We start from the raw sequence: 18,700 nt of genomic DNA, 5'->3' as shown, positions 1-18,700 counted from the left end.
GCATCCTGATGCGATGAGCAATGGCGCTTCCTATGCATCCGGAACCAGCACGACCCCGCTTCTCGGCCAGACGATCGGCGGGATGCTGCGTGAGACGACGGCCCGCTTCGGCGAGCGAGAGGCTCTGGTGGACTCGGCATCCGGCCGCCGCTGGACCTTCGCGCAGCTGCTGCACGACAGCGAGCGCCTGGCCTCGGCGCTGCGCGAGCTCGGCATCCGCAAGGGCGACCGGGTCGGCATCTGGGCGCCGAACTGCGCCGAGTGGGTGCTGACGCAGTACGCGACCGCGCTGATCGGCGCCATCCTGGTGAACGTCAACCCCGCGTATCGCACGCATGAGGTGAAGTACGTGATCGAGCAGTCCGGGATGGCGCTGATCGTCAGCGCGGTCGAGTACCGCACGTCGAAGTACGCCGAGATGCTCGCCGAGATCGGCTGCGAGCAGACGCTGTTCATCGGCACCGATCGCTGGGATCAGCTGATCGACGCGGCGCCCGCGTTCGAGGACACGGATGCCCTGGCCTTCGACGACCCGATCAACATCCAGTACACGTCGGGCACCACCGGGTTCCCGAAGGGCGCGACGCTGACGCACCACAACATCCTCAACAACGGGTTCTTCGTGGGCGAGGGCATCGCCTACACCGAGCAGGACCGAGTGTGCCTGCCGGTACCGCTGTACCACTGCTTCGGCATGGTGATGGGCATCCTCGGAGCGCACTCGCACGGCGCCGCCGCCGTACTGCCGGCGCCGGGCTTCGACCCCGAGATCACGCTGCAGGTCGTGCAGGATGAGCGCATCACCTCGCTCTACGGAGTGCCGACCATGTTCATCGCCGAGCTGGCCCATCCTCGCTTCGCGGAGTTCGACCTCTCGTCGCTGCGCACCGGGATCATGGCGGGTTCACCGTGTCCGGTTGAGACGATGAAGCGCACCATGACGGAGATGGGCATGCGCGAGGTGGCCATCTGCTACGGGATGACCGAGACCTCGCCCGTGTCGACCATGACCAAGATGGACGACGACGTCGCGGCCCGCACGCAGACGGTCGGACAGGTGATGCCGCACGTCGAGGTCAAGATCATCGATGAGGACGGCCAGGTGGTGCCTCTGGGCGTTCCGGGGGAGCTGTGCACGCGCGGCTATTCGGTGATGCTCGGCTACTGGAACGAGCCCGCGAAGACCGCCGAGGCGATCGACGCAGGGCGCTGGATGCACACCGGCGACATGGCGACCATGGACGAGAACGGACGGCTGCAGGTGGTCGGCCGCATCAAGGACATGGTGATCCGCGGCGGCGAGAACATCTACCCGCGCGAGATCGAGGAGTTCCTGTACTCGCACCCCGACGTGCAGGACGTGCAGGTGATCGGAGTTCCCGACGAGCAGTACGGCGAGGAGCTGATGGCCTGGATCGTGCTGCGGCCCGGCGCTTCCGCGCTGACCGCCGAGGACGTGCGGACGTTCGCGACCGGCAGGCTCGCGCACTTCAAGATCCCCAGGTACGTGCACCTGGTCGACGCGTTCCCCATCACGATCACGGGCAAGGTGCGCAAGGTCGAGATGCGCGAGATGGCCGTGCAGCTGCTGGCCGGGCGCTGAGCGCCGACGGCGGTGTAGGTTCTATGGCGGGCGGCGGCACCGGGGCACCGCCCGGCAGGAGGTGCGGGATGCCGTTGTTCGGATCCTCATTCCACGCGCTGCGCGACCGCAGCGGACTGGACATCGTCTTCGGCGGCATCGCGCGCCCGCGCGCCAACCACTTCGCCATCTCGCACACGCTCGGCGGCCGCACCGATCGGCTGAACGGTCTGGTCATCCGCACCGGTCACGGCCTGGGCGGGCTGGTGATGGCATCCGCCCGTGCGGCGACGGTGCGCGACTACCTCAGCGACGGGCACATCACCCACGCCTACGACGCCGCGGTGGCGGCGGAGCGGATGCGCACGGTCAGCGCCTTCCCGGTGATCGTGAAGGGCGACGTGCGCGGGGTGATCTACGGGGCCACGCGCGATGCCGCGATGCTCACTCCCGAGGCGTCCGCGGCGATGAAGCGCGTCGCCGACGGGTTCGGCTACGACCTGGCCGTGGAGGAGGCGCTGGCGCAGCGCGCGGAGGTCGCGGATGCGGCAGCGCGGATGCGCTCGGGCGAGCACCCGGCCCCCGATCGCGAGTGGGAGGATGTGCGCGTCGCGTTCGCCGAGCTGCGCGAGCTGGCGCAGGACGTCGAGGATGCCGGCATCCGCGCGCGGCTGGATGCCATCCTGCAGCGCATGGCCCATCCGCGATCCGCGGAGGTCGCGCCGTTGTCCGCGCGCGAGGTGGACGTGCTCGCCCTGGTCGCGATGGGCTGCGGCAACGCCGAGATCGGCACGCGCCTGAATCTCGGTGCCGAGACCGTGAAGAGCTACCTGCGCACGGCATCCCGCAAGCTCGGCGCGGCCAACCGGGTCGAGGCCGTACGGCTGGCCCGCGCCGCGGGGCAGCTGCCCTGAGGCGGCGGGACACCACCCAGGTCGCAGTACGTCCTGCTCTCGGCATCCCCCGTCGGTCCGGGTGGCAGTTCGTCCCGCAATCAGAGCGGCCGAGCGGGACGAAGTGCGACCCGGGTATCGCGTGCACTCGGAGAACGCGACGAAGTGCGACCCGGAGCGACCGGCCGCGGCCGCCGCCGGTGGACACGTGAAGGCACATGGCGTGGCAGCGGCGCGGGACCCCGGCGCTACGCTGGCGGAATGGCTTCATTGAGCACCGTCGACTGGCCGATCCGGACCGAGCGGCTGCGGATCCGGCCGCTCGAGGACGCGGATCTCGACGCGGTGTGGAAGTTCCGAGGGCTGCCCGAGGTGAACAGGTGGCTCGGCCGCGCTCCGGCCACACGCGAGAGCTTCGGCGAGACGTACTCCGACCCCGGGCGGCGGGCGATCACCTTCGTGATCGAACTCGCGGATGCCACCGGCGGCGCACCGGCGATCATCGGCGACCTCATGGTCAAGGTGGGGGATGCATGGGCGCAGGCCGAGGTCGCCGCGGAGGCGGAGGGCACCGAGGCGGAGCTCGGCTGGGTGCTCGCGCCCGCGTACGCCGGCCGCGGATACGCCTCCGAGGCGGTCCGCGCGGTCATCGACCTCTGCTTCGGGACGCTCGGTCTGCGCCGCGTGCACGCCGGATGCTTCGCCGCCAACGAGCCGTCGTGGCGGCTGATGGAGCGCCTCGGCATGCGCCGTGAGGAGTTCAGCCGGAAGACTGCCCTGCACCGCTCGGGCGAGTGGATGGACGGCATGAACTACGGGCTGCTGGCCGAGGAGTGGCCGGGCCGCCGCTGACGTCGCCGACCCCGCCACCTCCCGGCGGCGTCAGCGGGCGACCACCCGTTCGGGGCGCAGGTCGAGGCGGCGCAGCGCCTGGGCGTTGAGCGCCACGACGATCGTGGACAGGCTCATCAGCACGGCGCCGACGGACATCGGCAGCACGAACCCGATCGGGGCGAGCACGCCGGCCGCGAGCGGCACCGACATCAGGTTGTAGCCGGCCGCCCACCACAGGTTCTGCTTCATCTTGCGGTAGCTCGCCTGCGACAGCTCGATCACCGAGACCACGGAACGCGGGTCGTCGGATGCCAGGATGACCCCGGCCGAGGCGATGGCCACGTCCGTGCCTGCACCGATCGCGATGCCGACGTCGGCCTGGGCGAGCGCCGGGGCGTCGTTGACGCCGTCGCCGACCATCGCGACCTTCTTGCCCTCGCGCTGCAGCTCGGCGACCTTGGCGGACTTGTCCTCGGGCCGCACGCCCGCGAACACCCGCTCGATACCCAGCTCGCCGGCGACCGAGCGCGCCACGGCCTCGGCGTCACCGGTGATCATGACCACCTCGACGCCGCGCCTGCGGAGCGCCGCCACCGCCTCGCGCGACTCGGCGCGGATCTCGTCCGCGAGCCGCAGCCCGCCGATCACCCGCCCGTCGCGCACGACGTGCAGGATGATCGCACCCTCGGTGCGCCAGCCGGCGGCAACCGGCACCTCGTCGGCTCCGACCTCCTCCAGCAGCCGGGGTCCGCCGACGCGGATCTCGTGCCCGTCGACCGTCGCGGTGACGCCGACGGCCGGCGAGGACGTGAAGCCGGTCGCACCGGCGACGGTCAGGGCGGATGCCGCGCGCACGATCGCCCTGGCCAGCGGATGCTCGCTGTCGGCCTCCGCGGCCGCGGCGAGCGCCAGCACGTCGTCGTCCGACCATCCGTCGACCGGCGCGATACCCGTCACGGTGGGCTCGCCCTTGGTGAGCGTGCCGGTCTTGTCGAACAGCACGGCATCGATGTCGCGCATGGTCTCCAGCGCGAGACGGTCCTTCACCAGCACTCCGGCGCGGGCCGCGCGCTCGGTCGCGATCGAGACGACCAGCGGGATCGCCAGGCCCAGCGCGTGGGGGCAGGCGATCACGAGCACCGTGATGGTGCGGATGACGGCCTCATCCGGCAGGCCGACGAACGTCCAGACCAGTGCGGTGATCACAGCGGCGCCCAGCGCGAACCAGAACAGCCAGGCGGCGGCCCGGTCGGCCAGCCGCTGAGCGCGGGAGCTGGACGCCTGCGCGTCGGCGACGAGCTTGCGGATTCCGGCGAGCGCGGTGTCGTCGCCGGTGGCGGTGACCTCGACGCGCAGCCCGGAATCGGTCGCGACGGTGCCGGCGGTGACGGAGTCGCCGATGGTGCGGCTGACCGTGCGGGACTCCCCCGTGAGCATGGACTCGTCCATGTCGGCGCGACCGTCGACGATCACGCCGTCGGCCGGGATACTGCCGCCGGGGCGCACCCGCACGATGTCACCCACCCGCAGGTCGGCGGGGCTGACGACGGTGATGTCGTCGCCGTCCACCCGCTCGGCTTCGTCGGGCAGCAGGGCCGCGAGCGAGTCGAGGGCCGAGGTGGTCTGCGCGAGCGAGCGCATCTCCAGCCAGTGCCCGAGCAGCATGATCACGATCAGCAGGGCGAGCTCCCACCAGAACTCGAGCTCATGGTGCAGGACGCCCAGGCTCGCGCCCCAAGAGGCGAGGAACGCCACGGTGATCGCCAGGCCGATCAGCAGCATCATGCCGGGCTTGCGCGACCTGAGTTCGGAGACGGCGCCGGTGAGGAACGGTCGCCCGCCCCAGACGTACATGACCGTGCCGAGGATCGGGGCGATCCAGCGCGCCCAGCCGGGGACCTCGTAGCCGAGGATCATCGCGAACATGCCGCTGGACGCGACCACGGGGGCGGCGATCAGCAGGTTGATCCAGAAGAGCCGGCGGAACTGGCCGACGTGGTCGCCGTGTCCGGCGTGGCCCCCGTGACCGGAGTGGTCGCCGTGGCCGGCGTGGTCGCCGTGGCCGGCGTGGTCCCCGTGCCCTGCGTGACCATCGTGGCCCGCGTGCACGCCATGCCCCGCGTGCACGCCGTGCCCCGCGTGCGCACCATGACCGGAGGAGTTCTCAGCCATGGGAGGAGGCTCGTGCTCGGAGGCTCCTCCCATCGAGGAGTTCTCCTCCCGAACGGGCGCGTGACGCATATGCTCGGCGTGGTTGTGCGGGTCCATCGGGGCCTCCTCGGCATCCGGTGCCGGGGGTACCGGCTTCTGATGTCTTCCAACTAAGATACCCCCAGGGGGTATTCCCGACAAGGGTCCCGAAGATGTCGACAGAGGAGGCGCACCATGCAGCGCAGCACCGGCGCGCCCCTGCTGCTGGCGATCGCACTCGGTGTGGTCCTCGGCCTGCTCGGAATGCACACCTTCAGCGCCGACCCGGTGGGACACGGGCCGGGCCTCGTCACCCACGCCGTCGAGGCCGACGACGCCGCCCACGACTCACCCCTGAGTGCAACGGCGCACGGCGAGCCAGGATCCCCCGCGCAGGGCCTCTCGTCCGCCGCACAGCCCGAGCCCTCGCACTCCGGCATGGCCATGACGTGCGTGCTGGCCCTGCTCGCGGGTCTGCTGCTGGCGATCCGCCCCTCGCTCGCGCGGCGTGTGCTGCGCCGCATCCGCTCGGGCGCGGTCCGCAGCAGGGCATCCGCTTCCCGCACAGCGCCACGTCGTCCGCCCTCGCACATCACGCTCTGCATCAGTCGGACCTGAGTCCGGGATGGACGCCGCGCGCGGCGTCACCCCCACGACCCAGACGACAGATACCAAGGAGACTCAGATGCGAATCCGCACACTCACCATCAGCACCATCACGCTCGCCGCGGCCCTCGCGCTGGCCGGATGCTCGGCCCCGTCCGACATGAACGGGATGGATCACGGCTCCTCGAGCACCTCACCCGCGCCGAGCAGTCCGAGCGGCGCCACCGCGGCGGCCCAGGCCGACATCGACTTCGCGATGAACATGATCGCCCACCACCAGCAGGCCGTCGAGATGTCCGACATCGTGCTCGGGAAGGACGGCACCGCCCCGCAGGTGGCCGAACTGGCCGAGCGGATCAAGAACGCCCAGCAGCCCGAGATCGACACCATGCGGGAATGGCTGACCGGGTGGGGGCAGGACCCCGACATGGGCGGGATGGACCACGGCGGCGGGATGATGTCGCCCGACGACCTCGCGGCGCTCGAGGACGCCGACGGCGTCACCGCGTCCCGCCTGTTCCTGGAGCAGATGATCATGCACCACGAAGGCGCCGTCCAGATGGCCCGGAAGGAGCTGGCCGCCGGGAAGGACGCCGACGCCCTGGACCTCGCGCAGCGCGTGGTCGACGATCAGACGGCCGAGATCACCGAGATGCGGAAGATGCTCAACACGCTCTGACACTCGGGCGCACGAAGGGGGCGGGTCGCGATCGCGACCCGCCCCCTTTCGTCGTCGCCCGCTCGGTGACGTCGCTCAGCGGAAGGAGCGCAGACGAAGGCTGTTGCCCACGACGAACACGCTCGAGAAGGCCATCGCCGCTCCCGCGAGCATCGGGTTCAGAAGGCCCAGCGCCGCGAGCGGGATCGCCGCGGTGTTGTACGCGAACGCCCAGAACAGGTTGCCCTTGATGGTGCCGAGCGTGCGGCGCGAGAGACGGATGGCATCGGATGCCGCGCGCAGATCCCCGCGCACGAGGGTGATGTCGGATGCCTGGATCGCCGCATCCGTGCCCGTGCCCATCGCCATGCCCAGATCGGCCTGCGCGAGGGCGGGTGCGTCGTTGACGCCGTCGCCGACCATCGCCACGACGCGGCCCTCGGCCTGGAGCCGCGCCACGACGGCGACCTTGTCCGCCGGCAGCACCTCGGCGATCACCTCGTCGATGCCGACCTGCGCGGCGATGTGCCGGGCGGCGGCCTGGTTGTCGCCGGTCAGCAGCACGGGCGTCAGCCCGAGCGCCTTCAGCTGCGCGACCGCCTCGGCGCTGGTCGCCTTGACCTCGTCGGCGACCACGATCATGCCGCGCGGCACACCGTCCCAGGCGACCAGGATCGCGGTCTGCCCTGCGGACTCGGCATCCGCCTTCGCCGACAGCAGTTCGGCGGACGGATGCACGGACCAGTCCTCCAGCAGCGACAGACGCCCGACGAGCATGGCGCGTCCTTCGACGACGCCCGTGACGCCGCGACCCTCGTGGTTCTGGAACGACTCGACGGGCGGGAGCTCGACGACCGCCCCGTCCGCGGCCGCGGCGGATGCGATGGCCCTGGCGATCGGGTGCTCGCTGGCGTGCTCGATCGCTCCGGCCAGCCGCAGCAGCTCCGGGGCATCCGTGCCCTGTTCGGGCACGACGGAGACGACGGACATCCGGCCCTCGGTGACCGTGCCGGTCTTGTCGAGGACGATCGTGTCGACGCGGCGGGTGGACTCGAGCACCTCGGGGCCCTTGATCAGGATGCCCAGCTGCGCGCCGCGACCCGTGCCGACCAGCAGCGCCGTGGGGGTCGCCAGGCCCAGGGCGCACGGGCAGGCGATGATGAGCACCGCCACCGCGGCGGTGAAGGCCATGGATGCGGGGAAGCCCAGCAGCAGCCATGCGGCGAGCGTCACCAGGGCGATGCCGATGACGATGGGCACGAAGATCCCCGAGATCCGGTCGGCCAGCCGCTGCACCTCGGCCTTGCCGGTCTGCGCGTCCTCGACGAGGCGCGCCATCTGGGCCAGCTGCGTGTCCGCGCCGACCCGGGCGGCTCGCACGACGAGGCGCCCGCCGGCGTTCACGGTGGCGCCGGTCACAGCATCCCCCGCCGACACCTCGACCGGGACGGACTCGCCGGTGATCATCGACCGGTCCACCGCCGACGTGCCGGAGACGACCACGCCGTCCGTCGCGATCTTCTCGCCGGGCCGGACGACGAACTCGTCGCCGACACGGAGCTCGGCGATCGGGATGCGGCGTTCGACCTGGGTTCCTGAGCCCGTCGAAGGGCGGAGCACCGCGACGTCCTTCGCCCCGAGCTCCATCAGCGCGCGCAGCGCCGCCCCCGCCTGGCGCTTGGCGCGCTTCTCGAAGTAGCGCCCGGCGAGCACGAACATCGTCACGCCCGAGGCGACCTCGAGGTAGATGCTCCCGGCGCCGTCGGTGCGCTCGAGCGCGAACGAGAACCCGTGCGTCATGCCCGGCATCCCGGCGGTGCCGAGGAACAGCGCATACAGCGACCACAGGAACGCGGCCGAGGTGCCGAGGCTGATCAGCGTGTCCATGGTGGCCGCGCCGTGGCGCAGGTTCACCCATGCGGCTCGGTGGAACGGCCAGGCCGCCCACACGATCACCGGTGCCGCGAGCGCCAGCGACGCCCACTGCCAGTACGTGAACTGCAGCGCGGGGATCATCGCGAGCAGGATCACCGGCACGCTCAGCACGACCGATCCGATCAGGCGGTGCCGCAGCGCACGCAGCTCGGGACCCTCCGCATCCGGTTCGGCGCCCGCGCCGTCCGCATCGGCGGGCGGCGCGGGCACGGATGCCGTGTAGCCGGCGTTCTCGACGGTGGCGATCAGCAGGGCCGGGTCGAGCGGTCCGTCGACCACGACCTGCGCCTTCTCGGTCGCATAGTTGACGGTGGCCGTCACGCCGTCGATCCTGTTCAGCTTCTTCTCGATGCGCATGGCACAGGACGCACAGGTCATTCCGCCGATCTCGAGATCGATGCGGGACGGCTCTGCGATGGTCATGTCATGCTCCTCGGGTTCGGGCTGGATCGGCGGAATCAGTGTCGTGCGGGCAGGGGTCAGGCGGCGACGGCGCGGTAGCCGGCCTCGTCGACGGCTGCGATCACGGCGTCGGAGTCGACGGCGGATGCCGAGCTGACGACCAGGCGGCCGGTCTGGGCGCTCACGTCGATGCTGTCGACCCCGGCGATCTTCGCGACCTCTTCACGGACGGACATCTCGCAGTGCCCGCAGGTCATTCCGGTCACCTGGAACTCGGTGGTGGTCATGGCGTCTCCTCTGTGTCTCGAGTACCCCCGCAGGGTACTTCCATCAGAGTACTACCAAATACCCCCAGGGGGTATTCCCGCGAGTGCAAGAAGCCTCGGAAGCGAGGCACTCAGGCGCGGTGGCGGGCAGCGGCCTCGGTGCGGCTGGAGGCGCCGAGCTTGCGGAGCACTGCGGAGACGTGCACGCTCACGGTCTTGATGCTGATGAACAGGCGCTCGGCGATCTGCCGGTTGCTCAGGCCCTCGGCGATCAGCTCGAGCACCTGCTGCTCCCGCTCGGTGAGCTCGGATCCGTCGCCCCGGGCCGGCGAGGCACCCAGCCTGCTGGCATCCGCGAACTCCCTCGTCTCCCGTCGCAACCGGGCATGCCCGGTGCGCTCGGCGATCCTCGCCGCCTCGGCCAGCGCCGTGGCGGCCTCGCCCCGATCGCCCTGCACGGCGACGAGAGCCCGCGCCAGCTCGAGCCGCAGTGCCGAGCGGAACATCACGGGCCCATCGATGCGATCCGCCACCGCGATCGCCTCGCGCAGCGAGACGGCGTCGCCGTTCAGCAGACCCTCGACCAGCACACCCCAGTCCTCGAAGTACGCATGGTGCTCGGACCACGCCTCGCGGATCCGCTCGGCGAGAGCACCAGCTCGGGCAGCGTCACCCGTGGCGCGCATGCCCGCCACGATGAGCGCCCCGTCGAGCAGCCGCCGGGCGCTGTGCGCGAGGCGCGGAGTCTCGTGGTCCAGCATCCGCTCGAGAGCCTGCGCGGCGTCGGCGAGCCGTCCCGAGGCGAGCCCGATCGCCATCTCGACGTCGATGATCGAGTACCAGACCTGACGCTCAACCTCGGACGCCGCCAGGAAGGTCGGACGCCACTCCTCCAGAAGCGCGCTCGCCTCGTCGATCCGGCCCCGCCAGATCAGCGCGCGGATGCGGGATGCCGTGGTGTACACCCGGAAGATGCGGAAGCTGCGCAGCGTGAGGTCCTTCGACAGCAGCTCCTCGGCGCGGTCGACCTCGCCCAGCTCGAGCAGCGGCTCGACCATGTTCTCGGTGAGGATCGACCCGCTCGAGCGCTCCAGGCCGAGCTCCTTGGCGTGCTCGACGCCGCGCTCCGCGGCCTTCAGCGCCTCGCGGTAGCGCCCCAGCGTGCTCAGCGAATCGGAGTGGTTGACCCAGTAGCGCAGCTTGGCGTCCGTGTCGCGGGCGTGCTCCCACGACAGCTCGTACAGTTCCAGGCCCCGGTCGACCTCACCGAGATGCAGCCGGCTGCTGGCGATCAGGTTCGCCGCGACCGAGACCACGTTCTCGAAGCCGCCTTCGCGCCCGATCCGCAGCGCCTGCTCGCCGGCATCCACCGCCGCCGCCAGATCCCCCTCGACCATGAGCCGCCCCGCGAGCAGGTTCAGCAGCACCGCGCGAAGCCGCTCGTCCTCGACCCCGTCGTGCATCGCGGCCAGCGCCTGGCGCACGAGACCGGCGGCGCCGGGGCGTCCGCTGTTCTGCACGTACAGCGCCTTGTCGCGGAGGAGCTTCACGCGCACGATCGGCGGCGTGCTGTCGTCGACCTCGTCGAGGGCGAGATTCACGACCGCGATCGCCCGCTCGTCGTGTCCTGCGTTGCGCAGCAGGGACCCGAGACCCTTGAGCAGTTCGAGGTGCGACCGGCCGGCGACCTCCTCGGCATCCGGCACCTGGTCCCACAGCTCCAGCGCGAGCTCGCCGAAGCGGACCGCACTCGAGAACGCGAAACTCGTGCGCGCCCGCTCCGCCGCGGCGATGGCCGCGCCGAGTGCGCGGCGCGCGTCGTGCGCCTGGTGCCAGTGGAACGCGAGCGCCGCCTCGAAGCCGCACTCCCCTCGCTCCGCGCGCCGCTCCAGCGCTTCGGCGTAGGCGCGGTGCAGACGGGAGCGCTCACCCGGCAGCAGGTCGTCATGCACGGCCTCACGCAGCAGCGCGTGCCGGAAGCCGTAGCCCCGGTCACTGCGCACGGCGAGGATCGCCGCGCCGACGGCGGCGCGGATGCCCGCATCGAGCCGGTCGTCGTCGAGCCCCGCGAGTTCCGTCAGCAGATCGTGGTCGACCACGGCATCCGATGCCGAGATCACCCGCACCACGCGCCTGGCGTCCTCGTCGAGGGCGTCGAAGCGCACCAGCAGCACGTCGCGAAGGGAGTCGGGCAGGGGGCCGGATGCCTCGCAGGAGAGCTCTTCGATGAAGAACGGCACGCCCTCGGAGCGCTCCAGCAGCCGGGCGAAGCCGGCGTCATCGGTGGGGCCGTTCAGCGCCTCGACGAGAGCGCGCACCTGCACCGGGTCCAGGCGCTGCACCTCGATGCGCTCCAGCAGCCGGGCGCGCTCCGCCTCGACCAGGAACGTGCGCACGGAGCCGCCGCGGCGCACCTCGTCCACCCGGCAGGTGAACACGAACAGGATGCGGTGGCCGGCGAGAGCGCGCAGCAGGAACGCGAGTGCGGTCAGAGTGGCGTCGTCGGCCCAGTGCAGGTCTTCGACGACGATGACGAGCGGATGCCGCGCGGCGGCCACCTCGAGCACGTTGGCGATGGCCTCGCGCAGCCCCTCGGCACCCGAGGTGCGGTCGGCCGGGGCCGGGCCCAGCTCGGGCAGCAGCACCCGCAGCGCATCCCGGCCGGGACCGGCGGCGTGCGCCGCGTCGTCGCCGAGAGCGGCCAGCGCGGCGCGCAGGATCGCCGGCAGCGGGCCGTACGGCGCCGGCGTGGAGCCGTAGTCCAGGCACCACCCGGCGAGCATCAGCACGTCGTCACCCGCGCGTGCGCGGAACTCGCGCAGCAGCCGCGACTTGCCGATGCCGGCCTCGCCCGCGACCAGCACGGCGGAAGTCTCCCCCGCCATGGCACGACGCAGCGCGGCGCCGAGCAGTTCGAGCTCGGCGTCGCGACCCACCATCTCGGCGGTCGAGGCGATGAGGGACATGCCTTCATCGTGCCATCCGCCGCCGACGTCGGGGGTCGGTGCGGCGGATGCCGTTCGAGCGCCCCGCCCGACGACCTTCCGCGCGGCCGGGGCGGGGGAGGTCGGGGACGCGGCACCTGCTGCGAGGGTCACAGGCGTCTCGCGTCAGGCGTCGGCGAGCGCGCAGCGGGCGCCGGCCGGGCAGTCGGCGCTCGAGGCCGCGGTGCGATGCGCGGCGAGCCGCCGCATCATCCGCCGCCAGACGCCGTCCTTCGCGACGACGCCCGCGCGCTCCGCGATCATGCGCTGACGCTCCGCCAGCTCGGTCGCGCGCTCGAGCTCGAACACGGCGACGCGGTAGGTTCCGAAGGTGTCCAGATTCATGGGATGTCCCCTTTCGATGCATCCCTACACTCCTCGGTAAGGGGGAGCGCGGGCATCGGGAGGAATCCCTATTCCTGCAGGCTCGGCGCCTCAGATCAGATCACGCGCGTCGAGCGCCTGCGCGACGATGCCGTGCACGGCGTCGGGGCCGGGCGAACGGCGGACGGCTGCGCCGATATCCTCCGCGCGCCGGCGGTAGGACGGGTCGTCCAGCACCGCGCGGACCGCGGCGCCGACCTGCGACGGACTCGGCGCATCGGTGCGCAGGTCGATCCCCACGCCGCTCCAGGCGATGCGGGCGCTCACCTCGATCTTGTCCTCGGTGCGCCCGGCGACGACGATGGGCACCCCGCTCTCGAGGGCGTAGTGCACTCCTCCGTAACCCCCGTTCGTGACGAGCGCGTCGGTGAGGGGCAGCAGCCGGTCGTACGGAAGGAAGCTCGCGACTCGCACATTGTCGGGAAGCGGACCGGGGATGGAGTCCACGGGCCGTCCTCCGGTGCTCACGACCACGATCGCATCGGCGCCGGCGAGCCCGGCTGTGGCAGCCGTCACCAGAGCCCAGTCGGAGTTGGCGACGGTGCCCTGCGTCACGTGCACCACCTGCCGCCCCTCCAGGTCGCCCCACCACTCGGGCAGCGAGGCGGTCGAGACGCGCGCACGTGACACCGGGCCCACGAAGTGCACGGTGTCGGGCATTCCGGGACGCGGGTACTCGAACTCCGGCACGGTGAACTGCACGAGCAGATCGGCGCCGGCCGGCCAGTCCAGGAAGAACCGCGTCAGTCCGCGCCCCGTCTCGGCCCGTGCGATCGTGTCGGCGAAGCGCTGCACGGGCGCGAACACGCCCTTCTCAGCCATGGTCGTCAGCACGGCGTTGCGCAGGCGCCCGATCGGACCGGGATGGGGGCGGATGCCGAGGCCGAACGGGGCGACATCAGGATGCTTCAGGGCGAGCGGCACGATACCGAGGTTGACGAGCAGCGGGCGATCCTCGCGGGGCAGGCCGCTCAGCACGGCTGCGGCGGCGAACATCGATTCCGCGAGGACGGCGTCGGTCTGCTCGGCGGCGATCGCCTCGCACACTGCGCGCAATTGGGCGGGGACGGGCTTCAGGAAGATCTCGATCATGTCGTAGCGGATGCCCGCGGGGCCCTTCAGGCCTCGGCGGCCGGGGAAGGCGGCATCCATGTCTCGGTCGTCGTAGTCGGCCTCGGCGGGCAGCGGCAGGAAGTCCGCGCCGGTGGAGAGCACGGCGTCGCGGTATCGGGAGCCGGTGAGGAACCTGACGCGATCGCCCGCGGCGACGAGCGACGAGGCGACTGCCAGCAGAGGTGCGACGTGTCCGTGGACGGGGGTGGCGGCGAGAAGGATGGACGTCATGGTGAAGGCCTCGGCTCAGGGGATATGATCGACTACACCGATGAAGCATTCACCACCTCATCATGGTTGTCAATAGGAAGAACGATGCCCGAATCCCGTACGACCCGCACCTACCGTTCGGAGCTGCGCACCGAGCAGGCCGCCACCACTCGCCGCCGCGTGCTCGACGCCGCCGCCGCGAGCTTCACGGAGGGCGGCTACTCCGGCGTCTCGCTCGCCGAGATCGGACGGCGAGCGGGCGTCTCCGCCGAGACCGTCAAGGCCAACGGGCCGAAGCGCGATCTGCTGCTCGGCGCCTTCGAGCAGGCGTTCGCCGGCGCGGAGGGCGACGCGCAGCTCGCTGACAGCACGGAGGGCGTGCGGATCGCGGCGATCGGCGACGGCGACGCCCTGCTCGCCGCAGCTGCCGGCTTCATCGCCGCTGCGAACGCCCGGACGAGCCTGCTGTGGATCGAGATCCTCAGCGCCGCAGGCGCCGACCCCGTCATCGCCGAGGCGCTCGAGGCGCTGCTCGCACGCCGCATGGCCGATTACCGAGCCACCGTCGAGCTGCTCATCGACCGAGGGATCGCCCCGGCCGACATCGACATCCCCGGCACAGCGGCCGCCCTGTCGTTCCTCTGGTCACCCGAGGGGCATCAGCAGCTCGTCCTGCAGTCTGGCTGGAGCATGCCGCGCTACACGGCCTGGCTGTGCGACGCGGCGCGACGTCAGCTCGCCTGAGAGGCGGTGACGGATGCAGCTGCCAGGCATCCGTCGTCTGAGGAACGTCCTGTCGCGCATCACCTCATGCGACGGCAGAGGAGGGCACCGGATGCGGGTTCGCTCCCGGCATCCGGCGCCCTCCGTCCGCCACGATCAGGCGGGCGCGATCTCGATTCCGCCGTCCTGCCGGTGCGCGGCGCTCCGCCCGGCCTCGACCACGATCGTCACCGCGGCGCGGGCGTCGTCGGTGCCGCGCGCGATGAGCTGATGTGTGCCAGGGGCGAGCCCGGCGATCCGCAGCGTGACCGAACCGGCCCCCTGCGAATCCGTCGTGATAGCACCGCGCGGGCGTCCGGCGCCTTCGACCCCCACGGATACCTCCGAGGATGCGGGGAAGTCCGCCACCGAGACGACGACCTCGTCGCCGACCTTCACCGTGCCGGAACCGAGCGAGACGGTCGGCTCCCCGTCACGGAAGCCGACCTTCCAGCCCTGGGCCTGCAGTCCCTGGAACACCTCGCGCGCCGTGCGGTCGCCGAACGTCGGCGGCTCATGACCGTCGTACACGTCCACGACGATCGGGGCATCCGCTGTGCCGTAGCCCCAGAACGGCGTGTCGGAGCCGGCGCAGGCCGTGCCGGCACGCAGGTGCACGGCGGCGCCCGGCGCGAGCTCGGTCTCGCGGAACTGCTCCAGCGACGAGAACGGACGCGCCTTCGAACCATCACCCGCACGCTCGGCCGTGCAGTCCAGCCACACCTCTGTCAGGCGCCCGGGGTCGGCGTCGAGCGTCGGGTGCAGGGCCAGCTTCGCCAGGGCGAACGGCCCTCGCGCGGAGTCGACGACCAGGCGGAACCGCTGCGCGGTGGTCGGCGCGTCCAGGGTCACGATCCGGCTGACACCGATGGTGCCCGCGGACCCGACCTTCGTCCAGGCGCCGTCGACCTCCGCCTCGATGTGGAACCCGTCGACGGACTGGCCGGCGACGTCGACGCCCTCCGACAGGGTGACTCGGGTGATCGTCTGGGCGGCACCGAGATCGATCGTGAAGGTCGCGGGTGCGCCGTCGCCCTTCCAGGCCGAGCGGCGATCGCCGTCGGTGAGCGCGGCGGACGTCCCGTCGGGGGCCTCCACCGGCACGCCGAGGGCGAGGTCGACCCCGAAGGCCTTGCGACGCTCGGCCGCGAACGAGGCGAGGGCGTCGACGGATGCCGGCGCGAACGACCCGTTCGTGGTGGGCGGGTTGTTCAGCAGCATCACCGAGTTGCGGCCCACCGTGTTCAGGTAGTGGTTCAGCAGCGTCGGGCCGCTCTTGGGCGTGTCGGTCGGGTGTGCGAACCAGCCCTGCGTGAGCTTCATGTCCGACTCGGTGGGCCACCAGTGCAGAGCATCCGCGCCCGCCCTGGCGCCGGAGACGAGCGTGTCGGCCGAACCGACCTGCTCGAACGAGCCTCCGGCGACGACGCCGATCTTGCCGCCGTCCTGCGGCACGTCCACCGCCATCGGCGCCCACTCGTTCTGGCGGGCGGTGCCGGACTCGTTGCCGACCCAGCGCACGTCCCGGCCGCCGACCGCGACGACGGCGTTCGGCTGCAGCTTGCCGATCAGATCGTAGAAGGCCGGGTAGTCGAAGATCTCCTGCTTCTCGGTGTTGCCGTTGGAGCCGTCGAACCACACCTCGTCGATCTGCCCGTACTGGGTGAGGATCTCGTACAGCGAGTTGAGGAAGTACGCCCCGTAGTCGGTCGCGTCGTAGGTGAAGCCGGGCAGATCCTGTCCCGCGCGGTCATCGCCCTGCACGAGGGTGGGGATCGTGCGCGGCGACTTCGGGCTGCCGTTGCCGAAGCGGCCGGTGAGCTCCTCGTGCGAGTCGGCGGGCGACATGTAGAGCCCCACCTTCATCCCGTACTTGCGCGCGGCGTCGGTGAACTCGCGCACCAGGTCGCCCTTGCCGTCCTTCCACGGCGTCGCCGCGATGTCGTAGTCGGTGTAGCGCGAGGGGTACAGCACGAAGCCGTCGTGGTGCTTGAGCGTGAGGATCGCCATGCGGTGACCGGAGTCGCGCAGCGTCTTCATCCAGCCGTCGACGTCGACCTCTCCGGTCGGGTCGAAGCGGGCCGGGTCCTCGGTGCCGTGGCCCCACTCCTGGTCGTAGAACGTGTTGATGCCGAAGTGCAGGAACGCCGTCAGCCCGAGCTCCTGCCAGCGCAGCTGCTGCGGGGTCGGCCGCACCAGTGTGGACTTGGCGATCACGTTGGCGGGGCAGTCGTCGGCCGAGATCGGCACGTAGTTGCCCGGCTCGACGCCCGTCATGTCGGCGCACGGCACGACCGGCTTGAGGGACTGATACTCGAACGCCTGCGCGCTGAACGGCTCAGTGAGCAGGGCGAACCGGGCCCTGTCGAAGGAACCGATGAACGCACGGCCGCCGATCGCCGGCACCTCGTTCCCGAGGGATGCCGTGCTGGTGACGCCCGTGTTGCGGGTTGAGCGCTCGGTGGCGCTCACCCTCGGGAGCTCCTCACCGTCGAGCCACGCGATCACCTCGGCGCCGCCGCCGTCGAGAGGCTGATACGCCAGCGAGAGCACGTGCGCCTTCCCGTTCGCCGGAAGGGCGACGGTGCTCATGTGGTCGACCCAGCTGCCCGAGGCCTTCGAACTGAAGCCGTACTGCAGTCCACCCGCACGGTAGCGTGCCGAGAAGTTGCCGCCGACGGCCACGAGGGTGGCGAGGTCCTTCTGCGCGACGTCGGTCGTGAACTCGAGTTCGGTCACGAACCCGGCGTCCAGGGTGGTTCCCGCGAACGGATCCGCGGATGCCGTGAAGTCGGCCGCCTGTGCGGCACCGGAGAGCACGAGGCGCCCGGACGACACGGTCGCGCCACCTCGCGCCGCGAGCGCGCCGTCGACGATCTCACCCGCGGCGGGCACGTATGCGGTGCCGTCGACGGCACCCGAGAACCCGGCGTTCATCAGGGTCTTCGTGACGGGTGCGGGCTGGTAGGTGTTCTGCGCGGGATCGTAGGCGCTGAGACCCGACGCGACGCGCACGCGGTGCAGGTCTCCGACGTAGCCGCGGCCTGCCGCTGCGGGGTGCACGTCGTTGCCGAATCCGAAGGACGACGCGGCCGATGCGTCGATGCCCGCGGGGGCATCGGCGGTGACCGTGGCGAGGGCGGTGCCGTCGATCGAGACGTGCATCTCGGCTCCGGCCCCCACCCGGATGTACTGCACCGACAGGTCGTGCTCGACCCCGCCGGCGGGTGCCGGGGCGGTGCGGCGGTTCTGCTTCCAGCTTCCACCGGCCTGCGAGTCGAAGCCGTACACGAGCTCGCCCTGCTGGATGCGGACGAACAGGTTGCCGCCCGCGGCGAAGAGCGTGGCCATGTCGCTCTGCGACGCCGCCGGCGTGACGGAGAGCTCGGCGACGAAGCCGCTGGTCGCGCCGGGGTCGGCGAGCGTGAAGGCGGAGGCGTCGAAGCGGATGCCCTGCGTGCCGCCGCCGAGGGTGACGCCGCCGCCGGGGATCTGCTCCTCGGCGCCGTTCATGCGCCGGACGACTCCGCGCATGGTCTCGCCCTCGACGGTCGTGTACGCGGTCGTGCCGACCAGGGAGCCGCCGAAGGCGATGTCGAGATCGTCGGTCTCAGCTGCCGAGGCGGTGAGAGGGGTCACGAGCGCACCGACCACGACGGCGGCGCTGAGCGCGGCGAGCGCGCCGCGCAGAGTACGACGGACCGGTGATCGCCCGTGCTGGTGTGTGAGGGGGACACGCATTCCTTCTGCTCCATTGCGTTAGGGGATGGGGATCACCGCGAACGTAACAGAGATCGGATGTATCAACAATGGAATCTCGTATTTCGGCACAGGAAGTGCACCGAACCGAACACTGACCCGATGTATCCGGTCAGTGCGGC

13 protein-coding genes are annotated in these 18,700 nt (G+C 71.2%); 6 read left to right on the top strand and 7 right to left on the bottom strand.

The window, feature by feature from the left end:
- Positions 1-13: 13 nt before the first annotated feature.
- From MIAR_RS04190 to MIAR_RS04180, 3 genes are all read left to right on the top strand, one after another.
- Positions 14-1,603, top strand: coding sequence for an AMP-binding protein (locus MIAR_RS04190; protein ID WP_285631772.1), 1,590 nt, complete (start codon positions 14-16; stop codon positions 1,601-1,603).
- 68 nt (positions 1,604-1,671) lie between these two features.
- Positions 1,672-2,496: a LuxR family transcriptional regulator gene (locus tag MIAR_RS04185; RefSeq protein WP_285631769.1), complete on the top strand. Its 825-nt coding sequence runs from the start codon at positions 1,672-1,674 to the stop codon at positions 2,494-2,496.
- 240 nt (positions 2,497-2,736) lie between these two features.
- Positions 2,737-3,327 (top strand): GNAT family N-acetyltransferase, encoded by a 591-nt coding sequence (locus MIAR_RS04180; protein ID WP_285631766.1) that lies wholly within the window; start codon positions 2,737-2,739, stop codon positions 3,325-3,327.
- 30 nt (positions 3,328-3,357) lie between these two features.
- Here MIAR_RS04180 and MIAR_RS04175 read toward each other — a convergent pair whose 3' ends face one another.
- Positions 3,358-5,481 carry a copper-translocating P-type ATPase gene (locus MIAR_RS04175; protein ID WP_285631763.1) on the bottom strand — a complete coding sequence of 708 codons (2,124 nt, stop codon included), beginning with the start codon at positions 5,479-5,481 and terminating at the stop codon, positions 3,358-3,360.
- Between the two features lie 213 nt (positions 5,482-5,694).
- On the opposite strand from MIAR_RS04175, the gene MIAR_RS04170 reads away from it, so the two are divergent.
- Both MIAR_RS04170 and MIAR_RS04165 read left to right on the top strand, forming a co-directional pair.
- A complete protein-coding gene (locus MIAR_RS04170; RefSeq protein ID WP_285631760.1) occupies positions 5,695-6,117 on the top strand; it encodes a DUF6153 family protein in 423 nt (140 codons plus the stop codon).
- A gap of 67 nt (positions 6,118-6,184) precedes the next feature.
- On the top strand, positions 6,185-6,784 hold the full coding sequence (locus tag MIAR_RS04165; protein ID WP_285631757.1) for a DUF305 domain-containing protein: 600 nt from the start codon (positions 6,185-6,187) through the stop codon (positions 6,782-6,784).
- Positions 6,785-6,859: 75 nt separating this feature from the next.
- On the opposite strand, the gene MIAR_RS04160 is transcribed toward MIAR_RS04165, so the two are convergent.
- The 5 genes from MIAR_RS04160 to MIAR_RS04140 form a co-directional block, all read right to left on the bottom strand.
- On the bottom strand, positions 6,860-9,121 hold the full coding sequence (locus tag MIAR_RS04160) for a heavy metal translocating P-type ATPase (RefSeq protein WP_285631754.1): 2,262 nt from the start codon (positions 9,119-9,121) through the stop codon (positions 6,860-6,862).
- A gap of 56 nt (positions 9,122-9,177) precedes the next feature.
- A complete protein-coding gene (locus MIAR_RS04155) occupies positions 9,178-9,387 on the bottom strand; it encodes a heavy-metal-associated domain-containing protein (protein WP_285631751.1) in 210 nt (69 codons plus the stop codon).
- 110 nt (positions 9,388-9,497) lie between these two features.
- On the bottom strand, positions 9,498-12,332 hold the full coding sequence (locus MIAR_RS04150; RefSeq protein WP_285631748.1) for a helix-turn-helix transcriptional regulator: 2,835 nt from the start codon (positions 12,330-12,332) through the stop codon (positions 9,498-9,500).
- 144 nt (positions 12,333-12,476) lie between these two features.
- Complete coding sequence (locus MIAR_RS04145; RefSeq protein ID WP_285631745.1) at positions 12,477-12,695, bottom strand: hypothetical protein; 219 nt, start codon at positions 12,693-12,695, stop codon at positions 12,477-12,479.
- A gap of 90 nt (positions 12,696-12,785) precedes the next feature.
- The gene (locus tag MIAR_RS04140; RefSeq protein ID WP_285631742.1) at positions 12,786-14,078 is read right to left on the bottom strand and encodes a glycosyltransferase; all 1,293 of its coding nucleotides are present in this window, start codon (positions 14,076-14,078) and stop codon (positions 12,786-12,788) included.
- An 84-nt stretch (positions 14,079-14,162) separates the two neighbouring features.
- On the opposite strand from MIAR_RS04140, the gene MIAR_RS04135 reads away from it, so the two are divergent.
- Positions 14,163-14,801: a TetR/AcrR family transcriptional regulator gene (locus MIAR_RS04135; RefSeq protein WP_285631740.1), complete on the top strand. Its 639-nt coding sequence runs from the start codon at positions 14,163-14,165 to the stop codon at positions 14,799-14,801.
- 135 nt (positions 14,802-14,936) lie between these two features.
- Here the strand turns inward: MIAR_RS04135 and MIAR_RS04130 are convergent, their stop codons facing one another.
- Positions 14,937-18,560, bottom strand: coding sequence for an alpha-L-fucosidase (locus MIAR_RS04130; protein WP_285631737.1), 3,624 nt, complete (start codon positions 18,558-18,560; stop codon positions 14,937-14,939).
- Between the last annotated feature and the right edge of the window lie 140 nt (positions 18,561-18,700).

Origin of the sequence: Microbacterium arabinogalactanolyticum, assembly GCF_030268005.1 — a bacterium.
Lineage (GTDB): Bacteria > Actinomycetota > Actinomycetes > Actinomycetales > Microbacteriaceae > Microbacterium > Microbacterium arabinogalactanolyticum.
The sequence above is the reverse complement of the archived record's forward strand: the minus strand, read 5'-3'. Positions and strand labels throughout refer to the sequence as shown.

Excerpts from the sequence above, each read along its gene's own strand:
- MIAR_RS04145 (WP_285631745.1), bottom strand. The coding sequence starts at position 12,695 with ATGAATCTGGACACCTTCGGAACCTACCGCGTCGCCGTGTTCGAGCTC.
- MIAR_RS04185 (WP_285631769.1), top strand. The coding sequence starts at position 1,672 with ATGCCGTTGTTCGGATCCTCATTCCACGCGCTGCGCGACCGCAGCGGA.
- MIAR_RS04150 (WP_285631748.1), bottom strand. The coding sequence starts at position 12,332 with ATGTCCCTCATCGCCTCGACCGCCGAGATGGTGGGTCGCGACGCCGAG.
- MIAR_RS04170 (WP_285631760.1), top strand. The coding sequence starts at position 5,695 with ATGCAGCGCAGCACCGGCGCGCCCCTGCTGCTGGCGATCGCACTCGGT.
- MIAR_RS04135 (WP_285631740.1), top strand. The coding sequence starts at position 14,163 with ATGCCCGAATCCCGTACGACCCGCACCTACCGTTCGGAGCTGCGCACC.
- MIAR_RS04160 (WP_285631754.1), bottom strand. The coding sequence starts at position 9,121 with ATGACCATCGCAGAGCCGTCCCGCATCGATCTCGAGATCGGCGGAATG.
- MIAR_RS04190 (WP_285631772.1), top strand. The coding sequence starts at position 14 with ATGAGCAATGGCGCTTCCTATGCATCCGGAACCAGCACGACCCCGCTT.
- MIAR_RS04165 (WP_285631757.1), top strand. The coding sequence starts at position 6,185 with ATGCGAATCCGCACACTCACCATCAGCACCATCACGCTCGCCGCGGCC.
- MIAR_RS04140 (WP_285631742.1), bottom strand. The coding sequence starts at position 14,078 with ATGACGTCCATCCTTCTCGCCGCCACCCCCGTCCACGGACACGTCGCA.
- MIAR_RS04130 (WP_285631737.1), bottom strand. The coding sequence starts at position 18,560 with ATGCGTGTCCCCCTCACACACCAGCACGGGCGATCACCGGTCCGTCGT.
- MIAR_RS04155 (WP_285631751.1), bottom strand. The coding sequence starts at position 9,387 with ATGACCACCACCGAGTTCCAGGTGACCGGAATGACCTGCGGGCACTGC.
- MIAR_RS04175 (WP_285631763.1), bottom strand. The coding sequence starts at position 5,481 with ATGGCTGAGAACTCCTCCGGTCATGGTGCGCACGCGGGGCACGGCGTG.
- MIAR_RS04180 (WP_285631766.1), top strand. The coding sequence starts at position 2,737 with ATGGCTTCATTGAGCACCGTCGACTGGCCGATCCGGACCGAGCGGCTG.